General features: G+C 57.9%; 12 protein-coding genes. 8 read left to right on the top strand and 4 right to left on the bottom strand.

The window, feature by feature from the left end:
- Positions 1–60 precede the first annotated feature (60 nt).
- From N2603_RS37550 to N2603_RS37530, 5 genes are all read left to right on the top strand, one after another.
- Positions 61–897, top strand: a complete 837-nt coding sequence (locus N2603_RS37550; RefSeq protein ID WP_260386129.1) for an SDR family NAD(P)-dependent oxidoreductase — start codon at positions 61–63, stop codon at positions 895–897.
- 253 nt (positions 898–1150) lie between these two features.
- Positions 1151–2905: a nif-specific transcriptional activator NifA gene (nifA, locus tag N2603_RS37545; RefSeq protein ID WP_425248944.1), complete on the top strand. Its 1755-nt coding sequence runs from the start codon at positions 1151–1153 to the stop codon at positions 2903–2905.
- A gap of 515 nt (positions 2906–3420) precedes the next feature.
- On the top strand, positions 3421–4263 hold the full coding sequence (locus N2603_RS37540) for an electron transfer flavoprotein subunit beta/FixA family protein (protein ID WP_260386126.1): 843 nt from the start codon (positions 3421–3423) through the stop codon (positions 4261–4263).
- Positions 4264–5415: 1152 nt separating this feature from the next.
- On the top strand, positions 5416–6561 hold the full coding sequence (locus tag N2603_RS37535) for a GFA family protein (protein ID WP_260386125.1): 1146 nt from the start codon (positions 5416–5418) through the stop codon (positions 6559–6561).
- 6 nt (positions 6562–6567) lie between these two features.
- Positions 6568–7248, top strand: coding sequence for a 2OG-Fe(II) oxygenase (locus N2603_RS37530; protein WP_260386124.1), 681 nt, complete (start codon positions 6568–6570; stop codon positions 7246–7248).
- 748 nt (positions 7249–7996) lie between these two features.
- Here N2603_RS37530 and N2603_RS37525 read toward each other — a convergent pair.
- Entirely contained in the window at positions 7997–8380 is a 384-nt protein-coding gene (locus N2603_RS37525; protein ID WP_260386123.1) for a hypothetical protein, read from the bottom strand.
- 248 nt (positions 8381–8628) lie between these two features.
- Positions 8629–8856 (bottom strand): hypothetical protein, encoded by a 228-nt coding sequence (locus tag N2603_RS37520; protein WP_260386122.1) that lies wholly within the window; start codon positions 8854–8856, stop codon positions 8629–8631.
- Positions 8857–9838: 982 nt separating this feature from the next.
- Between N2603_RS37520 and tnpA the strand changes: the two genes are divergently transcribed.
- The 3 genes from tnpA (at position 9839) to tnpC (ending at position 12280) form a co-directional block, all read left to right on the top strand.
- Positions 9839–10237, top strand: a complete 399-nt coding sequence (tnpA, locus tag N2603_RS37515) for an IS66-like element accessory protein TnpA (protein WP_260386121.1) — start codon at positions 9839–9841, stop codon at positions 10235–10237.
- Positions 10234–10581 (top strand): IS66 family insertion sequence element accessory protein TnpB, encoded by a 348-nt coding sequence (gene tnpB, locus N2603_RS37510; RefSeq protein WP_038388978.1) that lies wholly within the window; start codon positions 10234–10236, stop codon positions 10579–10581. Before tnpA ends, tnpB begins: the two co-directional genes overlap by 4 nt.
- A 70-nt stretch (positions 10582–10651) precedes the next feature.
- Positions 10652–12280: an IS66 family transposase gene (gene tnpC, locus N2603_RS37505; RefSeq protein WP_260386120.1), complete on the top strand. Its 1629-nt coding sequence runs from the start codon at positions 10652–10654 to the stop codon at positions 12278–12280.
- 28 nt (positions 12281–12308) lie between these two features.
- On the opposite strand, the gene N2603_RS37500 is transcribed toward tnpC, so the two are convergent.
- Positions 12309–13766 carry an IS4 family transposase gene (locus N2603_RS37500; protein WP_260386119.1) on the bottom strand — a complete coding sequence of 486 codons (1458 nt, stop codon included), beginning with the start codon at positions 13764–13766 and terminating at the stop codon, positions 12309–12311.
- A 376-nt stretch (positions 13767–14142) separates the two neighbouring features.
- Entirely contained in the window at positions 14143–15462 is a 1320-nt protein-coding gene (locus N2603_RS37495) for a preATP grasp domain-containing protein (protein ID WP_260386118.1), read from the bottom strand.
- Positions 15463–15485: the final 23 nt, after the last annotated feature.

Genomic DNA, 15485 nt, shown 5'->3' with positions numbered 1-15485 from the left:
TGCATCGCGGTGGCCCAAATCCTGCTACGCGTGCGGCGCGCAACAGGAGAGGAGGCGGGCGTGGGTCTCGATCTGCCAAACGTCGATCTGATCACAGGCTCGCTGCCCGAAACAGATTTTTGTTGCCCCGTGCACGCCGATAAAGCCCGCGTTCATGGCGGAGAACAGAAGGCCATGTTGCTCACCGGAGCATCACGCGGAATTGGTCATGCCACTGCCAAGCTGTTCTCGGAGGCGGGCTGGCGCATCATTTCTTGCGCGCGTCAACCGTTCGACGGCGAGCGGTGTCCCTGGCACGCAGGGGACGAGGATCATGTTCAGATCGACCTCAGCAATCATCGAATGCTGCCGCGCGCGATCACTGAGGTCAAGAATCGCTTGGCCGGTGCACCTTTGCACGCGCTAGTGAACAATGCCGGTGTCTCGCCAAAAACGCCCGCTGGCGATCGGTTGACGTCGTTGACGACGTCAACCGAGACCTGGATGAGGGTGTTCCATCTCAATCTGGTGGCCCCGATCCTGCTGGCCCAGGGTTTGTTTGACGAGCTAAGAGCCGCGTCAGGATCGATCGTGAACGTGACCTCGATCGCGGGATCGCGGGTGCACCCGTTTGCCGGCAGTGCCTATGCAACGTCGAAAGCTGCGCTTGCGAGCCTCACACGCGAAATGGCACACGATTATGCGCCGCATGGCATTCGTGTGAATGCGATTGCTCCAGGCGAAATCAGGACGGACATGTTATCGCCCGACACAGAAGCGCGTCTCGTGCCAAGTATCCCGCTGCGCAGAGTGGGGACTCCGGATGAAGTGGCTAAGGTCATCTTCTTCCTGTGCTCGGATGCGGCGAGCTATGTCACGGGGGCCGAGGTGCCGGTCAATGGTGGGCAACATCTGTGAATTGGCCGGCCTTAGCGACGCAGCTAAACTGAGCTGCAGCAGCGGCACTTATGTTCTCCGCTGACGATGCGCACGCAATCCGCAAAAATGAATGAAGGCACACTGTAAGTTTATCGTCGTGCCATGAAAAGGTCTTACGATTCTACGTCATCTCGTCAACACTTGGCGTTAGATCGAGAGTGACATGCAAAACGAAGCTCGCCAACCAGGACAGGGTACCAGGGAGGACGATCAACACAACGGAGGCCGCCTCATGCTGGATATTCCTTTCTCACACGAAAGATCTGCCTCGCAACCTGAGCCGGAGGGTAAGCTCCCGGGGGAGCCGTTGCGTGAGAGCGCACTCACCGGTATCTTCGAGATATCGAAAATTCTTACCGCACCTTGTCGGCTCGAAGTCACGTTGGCCAACGTTGTTGGTCTTCTGCAATCGTTTGTGCAGATGCGACACGGCATCGTCTCACTGTTCGACGAGGACGGCATGCCGGACATTACAGTGGGCGACGGCTGGAGCGAAGGCAGCGACGAACATTACCGGATGCGACTGCCGCGGAACGCAATCGACCAGATCATCGCGACGGACAGGCCTCTTCTCGCCGAAAACGTGGCCGCCGAGCCGGTATTCAGCGCTGCCGACCGGGAGGTGCTCGGCGCCTCGGATAGTATCCCAGTGTCGTTCATCGGGGTTCCCATTCGCATTGATCGGAAGGTCGTGGGTACGCTGACGGTCGACCGCATCCGGGACGATAGGTCGAGTCTCCGGCTTGAGTACGATGCGCGACTGCTCGCCATGATCGCCAACCTGGTGGGACAAACAGTGAAGTTACACCGCTTGTTCGCCTGCGATCGCGAACGACTGATGGCGGAGAAAGACCGGCTACAAAAGGAAGTACTAGAGCTCAGGCAACCATCTCGGGAGCGCAAGAAGCTACACGTCCATGGGATCATTGGCGACAGTCCGGCGCTGCGAGGGCTGCTCGAGAAGATTGCGGTTGTAGCCAGATCGAACAGCACAGTTCTGCTGCGTGGCGAATCCGGCACCGGAAAAGAACTCGTAGCCAAGGCCATTCACGAATCATCGTCCCGCGCCAAGCGCCCGTTCGTTAAGCTGAATTGCGCGGCGCTTCCTGAGACCGTCTTGGAATCCGAATTATTTGGTCATGAGAAAGGCGCCTTCACCGGTGCGTTCAGCTCGCGCAAGGGACGCTTCGAACTTGCCGACAAAGGAACGCTGTTTCTTGACGAGATCGGCGAGATCTCAGCTCCGTTCCAGGCGAAGTTGCTGCGCGTTTTGCAAGAGCAGGAGTTCGAGCGCGTCGGCAGCAACCAGACTATTAAGGTCGATGTTCGAGTGATAGCTGCGACCAACAAGAACCTTGAAGAGGCTGTCGCAAGGAGCGAGTTCCGGGCGGACCTTTACTATCGCATCAGCGTAGTTCCCCTACTGTTGCCGCCGCTACGCGAAAGACGCAGTGATATTCCTCAGCTTGCCAGGGAATTCCTCAGAAATTTCAATAACGAGAACGGCCGTACTCTGACGTTGGAGGCGAGTGCGATCGATGTACTGATGAACTGCGGCTTTCCGGGAAATGTCCGCGAACTCGAAAACTGCATCGAGCGGACAGCGACGCTGTGCGCCGGATCATCGATCGTGAGAAGCGACTTTGCATGCTACCACGGGCAGTGCCTTTCCGCGATGCTGTGGAAAAGCACGTCGGACGAGAGGAAAGAGCAGCCCGCACCCACGCCACCAGTGCCCGCAAAGTCCATCATTCCGCTAGCTGAAGCGACCCAGCCGGTCCAATCTGTCGGCGGCGAACTTGCCTCACTGGGGCCTCCCGGCACAGTTCTCGTTAGCGGCGCGAAGATGGCCGATCGCGAACGGGTCATTGCGGCCATGGAAAAATCTGGCTGGGTGCAGGCAAAAGCAGCGCGCCTGCTCGGACTAACGCCGCGCCAGATCGGCTACGCGCTGAGGAAATATGGAATCGAGATAAAGCGGTTCTGAACGACGACATCGGCCGGAAGTGCTGCTGCCAAATAGCTATATGAGGACGATCTTCGATAGGCAATCTCATCGCGATCTGAAGGGAGCGGGTCCGCCCTCGGCGGCAACTTGGCCCCGTGCGAAACCCCCGCCCACTTGCGGAACTGCATCGGAAAAGTGTGAAGCGGATTTCCGAAAAGATCATGCTCAAACAAAGGATCTAAAGCGCGATGACGATTCATCTTAATCTCATCGCGCTTTTGTGTGCGGCAATGCTCAATGAAAACCGCTTCGCGGCTCGCTAGCGATAAGCGGCGGTAATCTGTCGCAAGCTGGACTCACTCAGCTGGCGCGTCCTGCGGAACAGCGCTGTCGCAGCCCTGACTTATGTTGGCATTGTTCGTCGGGAAGAGCGGGCTAGAGGGGCGGATGATCCGGTCTAAGCCTGTGTAAAGGCAAGCCGACTCCAAAGGGGCGGGTGATGGTACAACACTTGCTCTGCTCTTCGCAGCTGTCGCAACTTTTGGAGCAACACCTTGCACAATGTCGTCTGCATCAAACAGGTTCCGGACTCGGCGCAGATCCGCGTGCATCCCGTGACCAATACAATCATGCGTCAGGGGGTGCCGACCATCATCAACCCATATGACCTCTTCGCGCTCGAGGCCGCGCTGGAGCTGCGCGATCGGTTCGGCGGCGAAATCACCGTGCTTACAATGGGACCGCCATCGGCGGAAGATTCCTTGCGAAAGGCGCTGACTTATGGCGCCGATCGCGCCGTCCTACTCACCGATCGCTGCTTTGCGGGCTCCGACACCCTGGCAACAACGTATGCACTTGCAACAGCCATCCGAAAAATTGATAAGGAATATGGGCCGACAAACCTCATCTTCACGGGAAAGCAGACCATCGACGGCGATACGGCGCAGGTTGGGCCCGGCATCGCAAAGCGGCTGGGCGTACTGCAGCTAACTTACGTTGCGAAGGTAAGATCGTTAGATCTCGCCAACCATACGATTGAAGTGGAACGACGCTCCGAAGGTGGTGTCCAGGTGCTGCACACGAGGTTGCCCTGTCTCATCACCATGCTGGAGGCGACGAATCAGATTCGGCGTGGCGCGATGGCGGATGCCTTGCGTGCCGCGCGTGCCCAAATCGTGAAATGGAGTGCGCACGATGCCGGTATCGAAGACGTCTCCAAATGCGGCCTCAAGGGATCGCCGACCGTCGTCAAGCGAGTGTTCGCTCCCTCTGCGCGGGCTGAGAAGGCGGCGCTGGTTGAGGCCGCCGAACAACCGGCGCAAGCGCTGATAGATGCGATTTTCAAGCGTCAACCGAAGCTCGAAGCTGATCTTACGGCACTTGTCCGTGACGCTTGATCTGGAGAGTCCTGGCAACCGCCGTCCCAACGCCAAGAGGCGCCCGCGCCAAGTGAGCGCGCTAGATGTAGCTAGGCATCTCGGCCCGCGACCAGCTCTTTCTGGGTGCATCGTGTTCGCGATTGCTCGCGATCACCTGGGACCGCATGTTCCGTAGACCACGTTATGGCCTCGATCAATGTCCGGAGTTGGCCGCGATTGTCAGGCAGATCGACAAAGGCCTGCGCATGCGTCCAGGTCCCACTGCATGGTCGTGTTTGACGGGGTTGAGGCGAGTGTTTCGCGCGTAGTTGTTACGAGCGAGGACGGATTGCGTCCGCGACCGGCATACTAGCGTCCGAACGCCCAAGGCACTGTCGCGCTGTCGAGGGCCCGAAGCCCACCTATGTGGCACCTTTGGACTAATTTTCGCGATTCAACAGCCCTATACCATTTTGAGTGGCGCTTCGCCGTTTGGTTTTTGGCGGCCGGCAAGCGCTGTCAGGTTCAATACACTTGCAATGAGAAATCGGCCGCTAGCGTTTTTTTAATGTATTCAAAACTGTGGCGTGAGTGCACGAGTTGGCACGGTGATTGCTGTAAGCATGCAAGAGAACGGCGGGGTGGCGCTCGCTACGCGAAACCTAGCGGCGGTATCTTTGAGAAGCTCGTGCCGGCCAGCAGCCGGCATTTCGCGCGGCTTGCGACCGAAGGCCCCAAGAGCCAGGTAGATGCGGATAGTCCTTGTAATGCTGTATGAAGCTCATAGCGGTTCGCCCAACTGGCAGGAGCAGAAACCGAGAGGGCCTGCGCGGCGCAAATCTCACCATGGCTCTGCAAGCGAACGCTGGCTGTGCCGGGAATTCCCGTCGCGGACCGGCGTCCGTTTGGATCGCCGCCGCTCAGTTGATGAACGCGTTCCCTTCGAATGCGCGTGAGCAGGACTGAGCATGCCGATGTCTGCTACCGCGAAGGTCGCCACCAAGAATTTCGCTTGGGTTGTAAACGCGATCACAAGTCCATGGCAACCAACGAAATCGCGGTAGCCGATAGTTGTCCCGCGGACGAAGTTGCTCCGTCAGGGAGCGTTCTCTCCTCATCGCCAGGGGTCAAATGACATCTCAAGCGTCTCGATTTACACCCGATCAGCATCCGCAGATATGCTGCGAGTACTTGACTGAGCAAGCGCGAGCCCTGTTCGGCCCGCACCCGTTTGCTGCGGAGATGTCCCAGGGCCAGGTCGCTAGCCTGCTGCCCGAATATCTGGCCATGTCACAGGCGTTCCCGTACCTGCAGGCTGGGTCGCAAAAGGATCTCATATTCGATGCAATGAATCACAATCGAGATCTTGCGAGGGACGTTGAACTGACCAGCGTGGTCGCAAATTTCATCTGTTGGGATGAGACGGGTGGTTATGGCCAAATTCTCCAGGGCGGAAAGGCGGCGCTACCCGATATTCTGATGACTAAAAACTTCCACTCGAACCTGTTTAGAAAGGATGCGTCGCAACTACTCGGCAGAGCAATACGGCCCAACTACAGCGACACGACGAAGCGGTACTTGCATTCTCTCTATACCGGATTGTCATCGAAAGATCCCTTAGTGCGTTGCGCCTACATGGTCGCTTTTGAGCTACATGCTGCGGACATGATCCAGTCGCTATGGACCACTCTGGTCAAAACCTTTGAGGTGCGGTCTGACGAGCTTGAGTACTTCCGCAGCCATGTCGGCGGAGAAGATCCCGCGGAGAAGTATCACGGAGAAATGACAAGCCGGCTGATCGGCGAACTTGTCCCGGCTGACCGTAATGATCGCTTTCTGGATGAGTTCGATCGAGCCTATCGGCTCAGCTTACAGTGGTGCCGCGATCTGCTCCGAATTGTCTCACTTCAGGGAGATGATTATTCGGAGATCACACATTATGGCCGTTGTCATTGTGGTTCCGTCAAGTTCTACGTCCAAGCGCCGCGAGAGCTCTCTGCAGTTCGATGCAATTGCTCAATCTGTCAAATGTCTGGATTTCTGCACTTGCTCGTACCTGGCAATAAGCTTGGCATTGAGTGCGGCGAAGAATTCCTCACGACGTACCAGTTCAACAAGAACATCGCTCGGCACACGTTTTGTCGGGTTTGCGGCGTAAAGCCATTCTATAGGCCGCGGTCGAACCCCTCCGGTTTCAGCGTAAATATTCGATGCCTGGATAACAGGACCATCGAACGCATAACGATAAGCGAGTTCGATGGCGAGCATTGGGACCGAGCCTTCCGCTCGATGCACCAGGACCTGGAGTCCTGCGTCGAAGATAAAACTCTGGAGTGAACTCGAATGGCGCGCGCAATGAATCATAAATCCCGTCTGCTTTCAGAAGAAGCTTTGACAAAATACCGCATAGAGCTGTTGGTGAAGGGGACGGTCGTGATTGGTCCCCAGATATTGTTCACCCAAGATGACTTGGCCAAGATCGATCAGCTGCAGGCTGAGATTCCCGAAGAAGAGGTGAGGGAGGGAGATGCCGGCGACTCGCACAATGTTTTCGTCAAACGCGTGAGGATAGACCCGCCCGGCCGCGCTCCTAGCGACGCGAGTGGTGCAGCTCCAGGCCAGCTCATGGAGCTACTTGAAAGGAAAGATCGCAGCTTTGCGCTAAAAAAAATCTTGGGCGACACGTCAGATTGCGTGATTCGCCGATGCCAAATGCATCGGATGCCTCCAGGTTCCTTTGTTGGCATCCATCTGGATGCTGCGAGCGATCCGGATTTCGAATACTCGGTGATTGTGCAGCTCGCGAGAGACTTCGAGGGGGGTGAGTTCGTGGTATATCCAAGCAGGTACGAACAGCAGGTGTTCCGACCGCCATTTGGGGCAGTCCTTGTCACCACATGTAAGCTCCGGCATGAGGTGAAGCCTGTGTTGACCGGGGAGCGCCGATCGCTGGTCTACTTCTGTTCAAAGCGCAGCGGCGCGAACCGCCGGATCATCGAAAGCTCGACGGCGGCCTCTGATTGAGGTGGCTGAAATAGGTTTCGAATGACTTGGGTAACCGGTGAGCTCTCAGGACAGATTGCTAGCTTGCCATCTTCTGGTCAGACTGTCCCTCGCAAAGGCCGCCACAATGCAGGTCGGAAGCCGCAGCTAGCTTTGCTGCCTGTAAAGGTCATCGCGCGTAATCCGAGCAAAGGTTTGCTCAGGTAGTTGTGGTAAGTCATCGTCACGGCCTCGAACTGAGAGGCGTGTCGGCGCGTGCGCGATGGTGTAATCGCGCCGAGCGCAGGAAGGCCCTGTTCTCATCAGGTTCTCGAGAGCTACACACCTAGCAAAACAGCCGAATGCTCGGGCTAATTTGGGACGGATGTGCGCGAACTGGGCCTTTGCAGGGTCCATCAGAAGAGAAGTCTGATGTGAAAATCTGAAGGCCCTAATCGCGCATGGTCTTTTGCTCGATCGTCGTGCGTTAGCCGAGACCTGAGTATTCATTCAGAACGTGAGAACGGATGGGCTTTACCCTCAACTCGCGGGAGACTCCATGAGTCGGGCAGCGCGGGCCAACAAGACAACTTGTCGGTTTCCCCCGTCGGCAGACACCCGGGCGACCGCGCCCTCGTGGACGAGTTGCACAGGAACGATCCGGATCTCACCACCCAGACTCGATTCCTTCAACCCAGCAAGCCCAGCTGCTGCGTTTAAACCGGAGCAGCTCGCAGCAGGTCTCGGCTGCCGCCTGCAAGCGGCTCGCATGGCCCGGCAGCAGAACCGCCTAATTGCGGAGTACTTTGACGCGAAGCGAGCGATAATTAGACGATTGTCGCAGGGTGAGCAGCCAGGCGATGAGCCGCTGCGCATCGAGCACCTCATCGCCGATCGTGGCCACGGAGACGTTCAAATGGTTAGCCATGTTCTGCTCCTGTGCAGCAAATAGCCAAAGATTCCCGTTGTGTTCCTTCCAGGCGCCGAGATTTCCTTCGTGAGGCCCCTCGTCATTCGTAGCGCTCAATGCTCGATGAAAACCGATTAATGCAACAAATGCCTCATGGGCGCCTAAATTCGGCGTTCCATCGCCTTCTTTCCTGGACTTGCTGCTCGTATTTTCGGTTTGTCCGGCAGAGCGCGATGTTTGATCACTGCGCCTACTGTGATTCATCGATGAAAATCCGTCATGTAGCGGATTACGAAGAAAGTCGCGGCCACGACGGCGGACGTTACAGCGAGCGAAAACGCTACCCGCGCCAAGAACTGGCCAGGGCTAAGTCCGTCCCATGAACTCATTTTCGTCCTTTGCGTTACGACTCGAATTTGCGCCTGCAGCATGATCGTTACCATACGAACTTTGCGAGTAATCAGCGGAATTCGGTTTGTGCGCGCCGCGAATCGTCGCGCCCCTTGAGGCGGTCACTCTGCAACCCTAAGCTCCGTTAGGGGCACAAAATTCCACTGCTGAGCAACTGGCCGGCTGAATTGGTAGAGCCAAGTAGAATTGCCATCTTTCGTGACGCGGGTTTTGTTGTCGATGCACAGCTTATTGTCGGCGATACTCAGAATAAAACCTGGACTTGAGTAGTCCCGCTTGGGATCGGCAGGGTGGTAGACTTCAGGCGTCAGCGATACTTCCGGAGCCATGCAATCGCCTTCCCGTGCGATTGCGAGCTTACCTGCGCTTGGGTTCAGCGTTGACGCGCGAATGTCAGGTTGCAAACATTCTGCGTCCTCTTGGACGGTGGGACAGAACAAAATGGGACAAACTCGAGAAGTACACACAGCCAGACGAGGTACAGCAGCCTTTTGACAAAAAAGGCACGTTGCTTGCTTGGGTGCAGTGAGCGTCACTGGTCTTGAAGGGGCTGTGATGCAGGGGCGGGCCTGACGTGATTCATGGCCATTTCGGGTCCGCCCCGTTATTGCTCGCGAGGCAACATGGAGCAACCTATTCGAGCAGCTTCAGCGGCTATCGCGTTCGCTCATGCGCTCGGTCGCGAAGTCCTCAGCGTGTACGAACATGAAGGCCGCAGGTCCAACAGAATCAGAGTCCGCGTAACCGGGAGCATAACAAACGGTTACGACTTCGAAAGTGAATGTCACATCGCCGGTGCGCTACCGATATATATCACTTCGGTGCGGAGTCGCATTGGCTACTAACGCCCAAGTGCCCACGAATCTACAGCGGCCTTGATTATTGCACCTCAACCCACTTCTCCATGAGAGTGACGGACAATGGTGTCCAGATGGTCGATTGGCGGAGGAATTCATTCACATACACCGTCTGGTGGGTGGTCCGCGCAATAGAAGGAAGCCGACGATGGAAATTGCGCTAGCGATTGGCGCTGTACTCGTTTTCACCGCGATCATGGTCGCTTGCCTGTGGGCGCTTGGAGCCGGGGGTGGCTGAGTATCTTGGTGAATGAGGCCGATAGAGAAAGCGTTTGTTACCTTGCCGCCCCTTCTCGTCGAATTTCCGTCCTGTCCCACTGGATTGGCCTGGTGGACCTCCCTAGCGGTCGTGCTGTTGTGGGTGTTGATTGTTTGCGAATGCCGCCGGAACAAACGTCTCCCTCCGGTGAGGGCCGTCTTGCCGGGTTAGGGCGAGTGCTGTGTAACAGCCCTTATGGACAGCAATAAGTGCAGTGCTCAGATTGAACGGTTCGAGGTTGTCGAGACCGGCCGGCGTCGTCGGTGGACCGATGACGAGAAGCTCAAGATAGTTGTGGAGAGTTTGCAGACCCCGCGGTCCGTCTCATCGACGGCGCGGCGATACGGCATCTCGCGCTCGCTCCTGTTGACTTGGCGACGATCCTTCGGGACGCGGACGAGCGAACAAACTCAGCCAGCCTTTGTGCCGGCGATGGTGATGCCGGACCCACCGTCGGCGCCGCCAGTAGCTTTGGCGGGGCCAGCGGGCGGACGCATGGAGATTGTCGTCGGCAAGGCCTGTCGCGTGATCGTGGACGCCGGCGTTGATATGACCGCGTTGTCTCGTGTGTTGGATCTGCTGGAGCGGCGATGATCCCGATCGCAGCAGGGGCGAGGATCTGGATCGCAACCGGTCACACGGACATGCGCAAGGGCATGCAGGGTCTGGCATTGCTGGTGCAGGAGGGCCTCGGGCGAGATCCTTTTGCCGGCGACGTCTTTGTGTTCCGTGGTCGTGCCGGCACACTGATCAAGGCGCTTTGGCACGACGGGGTCGGGCTATCACTCTACGCCAAGCGACTGGACCGTGGCCGCTTTATCTGGCCGGCGACGGTGGACGGCGTGGTGTCGCTGACGGCAGCTCAGATGGGCTATTTGCTGGAGGCGATCGACTGGCGCAACCCCCAACACAGTTGGCGGCCGCAGAGCGCAGGGTAAGCAGCGCAATAGTCCCGTGAGATTGCAAAAAGGCCGCGCCAAATCGCGGCTTTTGTGATTCCATCGGTGCATGGGTGACGGTCCCGAAAATCTGCCGGAAGATATAAAGGCGCTGCAGGCGGCGTTACTGGCCACGCGGGCCGAACTTGCCAGCGTTCGCGCCCAGCAGTCCGACGACCAGGCGCTGATCGTGCACCTGAAGCTGCAGATCCAAAAGCTGAACCGTGATCGTCATGGCCCTCGCTCGGAGCGTACCGCAAGGCTGCTGGATCAGCTCGAACTGACGTTGGAGGAGCTCGAGGCTTCTGCGACTGAGGACGAACTCGCTGCCGAAATGGCCGCGGCCAAGACGACGAAGGTGGCCTCGTTCACGCGCAAGCGGCCGTCGCGCCAGCCGTTCCCGGACCATCTGCCTCGCGAGCGGGTGCTTGTGCCGGGACCGACGCCGTGCATCTGCTGCGGCGGTTTGCGGCTGTCCAAGCTTGGCGAGGACATCACCGAGACGCTGGAGGTGATCCCGAAATCCTGGAAGGTGATCCAGCACGTCCGGGAGAAGTTCAGCTGCCGTGATTGCGAGAAGATCAGTCAGGCCCCGGCGCCTTTCCACGTCATCGCCCGTGGTTGGGCCGGCCCCAGCTTGCTGGCGATGGTGCTGTTCGAGAAGTTCGGCCAGCACCAGCCCCTGAACCGGCAGGCTGAACGCTATGCCAAGGAAGGCGTGCCGATCAGCCTGTCGACCCTAGCCGATCAGGTCGGCGGCTGTACGGTAGCGCTGACGCCCTTGTTCCGGCGCCTCGAGGCCCATGTGCTGAGCGCCGAGCGATTGCACGGGGACGACACTACGGTGCCGGTCCTGGCCAAGGGCAAGACCGACACCGGCCGCATCTGGGTCTATGTGCGCGACGACAAGCCTTTTGGTGGGCAGGCCCCGCCGGGGGCTGTATTTTATTACTCGCGCGATCGCGCCGGCGAGCATCCCCAGACCCATCTGGCCGGCTATAGCGGCATCTTCCAGGCCGATGCCTATGGTGGCTACGGCAAGCTTTACGAGGCGGGCCGCAACGCAGGTCCGATCCTGGAAGCCGCGTGCTGGGTCCATGCCCGACGCCCGTTCTTCGTGATGGCTGATCTGGCGGAGAATGCGCGCCGCAAAGTGCAGGGCAAAAAGCCGGCGGTGATCTCGCCTCTGGCGCTGGAAGCAGTGCGCCGGATCGACGCCCTGTTCGAGATCGAGCGCGGCATCAACGGCGAGACGCCCCAGCGGCGCCGGGCCGCGCGCCAGGAGCTCAGCGCCCCACTGGTCGCTGATTTGCAAACCTGGATGCGTGAGCAACGCGCCAAGCTCTCACGGCGCAACGATGTCGTCAAGGCGATGGACTACATGCTCAAGCGCTGGAGCGCGTTCACCCGCTTCCTCGACGATGGTCGCATCTGCCTGTCGAACAACGCCGCCGAACGAGCCCTGCGCGGCATCGCCCTGGGGCGGAAGTCGTGGCTGTTCTGCGGCTCTGATCGCGGCGGCGACCGTGCCGCGATGATGTACAGCCTGATCGTCACAGCCAAAATGAACGACGTGGATCCACAAGCCTGGCTCGCCGATGTCCTGGCGCGCATCGCTGCACATCCGGTCCAACGGCTCGACGAACTTCTGCCCTGGAATTGGCGCGACCGAAATAAGCAAGTCAACCAAGCAGCCTGAGTGACCGCTACGCGGTCCTCACCGGCTTTCAATTACCCACAAATTCTCCTCCGACCATGGCGCCCAGCGCGACGTCGGTGAGGCGTGACAGCCCGCGCCACATGACCGTATTGCCGGGCGGCGGATCGCTGGCGCGGGCGAGGTAACCGCCGAGCCGGGCGATCTTGATCAGATAGTGCGAGAGCGTTTTCCGTCTTGCTTTTGGTTTATCGTTGACGAGGCGATCGAGCACGCCGATTTCAGTCGCAGTCAATGCGAGGGTTGGCGGCGCGTCTGGGGCGGAACGGTTGAGCATCGTCATCCAGAAGACCCGCCAACTCAGGATGCAAAAGAGCGAGATCAGATTGGTCAGACGCTGGGCGGTCCTGAGCTTCGACTCCTCAGCTTTGCAGCCCGATTTGAGGATCTTGTGGAACACCTCGATCTTCCATCTCAAACCATACCATTCCAGCTTCTCAATGGCGTCGGTGCGGGAACCAACAGGCAGGTCGGTGATCAGCTTCCAATCGATCTTCCTCCTGTTTTTCGGCGTCCCGCACTCTTCGGCATGGATCACCGTCAGGGTCAGAGCGGGATAGCGCTTCTGCTTTCCAATCGGTGGCAGGACGCGAATCTTGCGATACCTGATCTCAAGAATGGCCTGGTCGGGATCGCCGTTGCTGTCTCTGACTTCGATGCGATGCAGCCCTTTGACGGCGACCTCGTCCATTTCGTCAGCGATCGTGTGATCCCCGTCTCCAGCCAAGCGGTCGACGCAGGTCCTGATCAGCAAATGGGGTCCGATCTCCTGTGCTGCGCAGAAGAGCTCGTAGATGTCACTCTCGCGATCACCAATATGGATGCATCGTCCCGGATGATCCAAGAGTTGCGTAGACTGCTTGAGATTTTCCAACCACCGGACGCTTTCCTTTTTCTCGATGGGAACCCGGGTCGGATTGATCTTCCTTTTAAGCGCTGCCGTCCCCTTGAATTTCTTCCGGGTCCAGAACTTAACGGCCGCCAACCCCAGCGGCACACCCTCGATTGTAACTGCGAGGCTCGAATGCATGAGGATGCCGCAAACCGTGTGAGATCTGAGGCGCCCCGCCTTATCCCATCCACTGTTTATGCTCTTGGTGATGCCGATTGCTTCGGAATTTTCGCGCCGATAGCTAAATTCGGTTGTGTCATGCAGCACAAGAACGAGACCTTTTGTGGCTGCGGCGCGATCACTTGTCGATTGGAAATGGCCGGCCAGAATGTCCGCTTCGCTGACCCGGTCATTAGAGAAGAAGCGGTAGGCTGCCTTGGTATTCGCCCAATCCTGGCAGACGAGCGGAATGCTTTGTCCCATGGCGCTTCCAATCTGCGTGAGCAGCTTGCGGAATCTGTCGCCCAGCCGCGCGTCCCTAAACTCGCATCCACTAGTCTCTCGATCAATCCAACATTCACCCTCCAAGGATCGCAACCGGCCTCTTGCCGATCGATCCCTTAATGTCAGCCCCATAGAGCACCCCCTCGCGAATCAGGTGCTCAGCAAGGAATCACAAGTGATTCTTTCGACTCAAGATTTCGCCGATCAGCAAATCAGGCCGAGTGGTCAAAGTTATGGGTAATTGAAAGCCTCACCGGATGCTTACGAACAAACGGGTGCGGACTCCTCGAAAGCTATACGGGTGCGCGGTGGTCTAACTCGTGGCCCGCTCTCACGGCCGCGCGTTTTGAGCGGATCACTCTGCAAGCGTAAGGTTCAGGTAGTTCGGAGAGTAGGGCAAGTCAGCGGTTTCGTTGGCCTAACAGCACCGAAACGCCGATCTTGAAGGCCACGATCTGATTGGTAAGTTCGGATGAATTGAACGGTCCAAGATATGGTCGATGCGATCTCAATCAACCATGCTCAGTAGGCGGTGCTGTAGATCGCGGGCCGCGGGCCTGTCGCGCGCAATCACAAGGCACTCCACCGTGCCAGCCTCTTCGTCTGCGGCAAGCGGGATGACGCCCTCCTTGCGTGAGCGGTCGAATAGAAATCCTTCCTTGCCGAAACGATCATGCGCTGTTTGGAGGGATCGTGATCGAACATCTCTCACGGATAAAATAACCTTGCAACCGGAATAGTCGAAGCCCAGCAGCCGGACGGCAATACTGTGTAACACGGAGCCGCCACCCCAGCGGCCATTCGCTTCATTAAACAGCAACCGTCCGCTATTCGCGAAAATGGCGTCAATGTTGATCATCCCGCGATATCCCAGGTCTCGCGCAAGCGCCACAAATCGGTAGGCGTGCGCCTGGGCGGTCAACCATTGCTCGTTCGTCAGGTCACTTGGAAGCTCAAGTCCTGTCCAGATCAGAGCTCTCTCGGATCCATCTGTGCTTTTGCGCAGTCGTATGTTTCCACTGTTGATGAAAACGATTGAACCATCATCCTCGATTTCATACTCGAGATAGAACAAAGACCGGGCCAGGTGGTACGATTCCACCACCAGCGTCTTACAAGACACTGTTGTCATCTCAGACCAAAGCGCGTCAGGATCAAACGACCGCCATGAAATTCGCCGGGTATCTCTTGCCCCAGGTAGTGGATCGCTTTCATTGCCGGTCAGGATGACATTTCCGACTCCACCGGCTCCGTTGTCCAGCTTTACAATGACTCTGCCGGTCTCGGATCTGAGGGAAGTGACCGCTCTGAATAGTTCGTTTGCGTCCGTCGTGACAGATCCATTGGGCAGCGGAAGTGCGACGCTTGTCGCCAATTGACGGAAGTGGCTCTTGCGGTTCAACAGATCAGGCCCTCGCTGCAGAGCGAAGTCGTCGCCGGTCTGCGGTATGCCCAGCATGGCCGCCAGGCGTGCGACGCCTTCAGTAGAGTAGCAAGGATACAATCGCCAGGTTGATTTCTGACGAATATGTCTGTTGATCCGCTCAACAACAGTCTTGGACAGCAATGTGCAGTCATCAAGGACCGGCGATTGGCGGCCGCCTACAGGTACAAGCAGAAAAAGACTCGATGCATCGAAATCGAGCGTCGCGCCAATGAAGGATAGCAGATCCGCCGGGATGACTACCGGGGAGACTATCAGGTCGCCGTGCTGGGCAAACCATGCTGAACGATATGCCGAGTTGGCGGCCAGCGAAAGTTGAGCTGCTGTCAGATCGGCGCCCGACATTTGAGCCGTACCGGCATTCATGATCAAGATCCGCGGCATCCGCGACCTCCAGGCATCTGGAC

The sequence above is a fragment of the Bradyrhizobium huanghuaihaiense genome (genome assembly GCF_025200885.1).
Lineage (GTDB): Bacteria > Pseudomonadota > Alphaproteobacteria > Rhizobiales > Xanthobacteraceae > Bradyrhizobium > Bradyrhizobium huanghuaihaiense.
This window is presented reverse-complemented; position numbering and strand designations above follow the sequence as displayed.

Coding starts and splice junctions, on each gene's coding strand:
- nifA (WP_425248944.1), top strand. CDS start 1,151: ATGCTGGATATTCCTTTCTCACACGAAAGATCTGCCTCGCAACCTGAG.
- N2603_RS37530 (WP_260386124.1), top strand. CDS start 6,568: ATGGCGCGCGCAATGAATCATAAATCCCGTCTGCTTTCAGAAGAAGCT.
- N2603_RS37525 (WP_260386123.1), bottom strand. CDS start 8,380: ATGAATCACAGTAGGCGCAGTGATCAAACATCGCGCTCTGCCGGACAA.
- N2603_RS37520 (WP_260386122.1), bottom strand. CDS start 8,856: ATGGCTCCGGAAGTATCGCTGACGCCTGAAGTCTACCACCCTGCCGAT.
- tnpA (WP_260386121.1), top strand. CDS start 9,839: ATGGACAGCAATAAGTGCAGTGCTCAGATTGAACGGTTCGAGGTTGTC.
- tnpB (WP_038388978.1), top strand. CDS start 10,234: ATGATCCCGATCGCAGCAGGGGCGAGGATCTGGATCGCAACCGGTCAC.
- tnpC (WP_260386120.1), top strand. CDS start 10,652: ATGGGTGACGGTCCCGAAAATCTGCCGGAAGATATAAAGGCGCTGCAG.
- N2603_RS37500 (WP_260386119.1), bottom strand. CDS start 13,766: ATGGGGCTGACATTAAGGGATCGATCGGCAAGAGGCCGGTTGCGATCC.
- N2603_RS37495 (WP_260386118.1), bottom strand. CDS start 15,462: ATGCCGCGGATCTTGATCATGAATGCCGGTACGGCTCAAATGTCGGGC.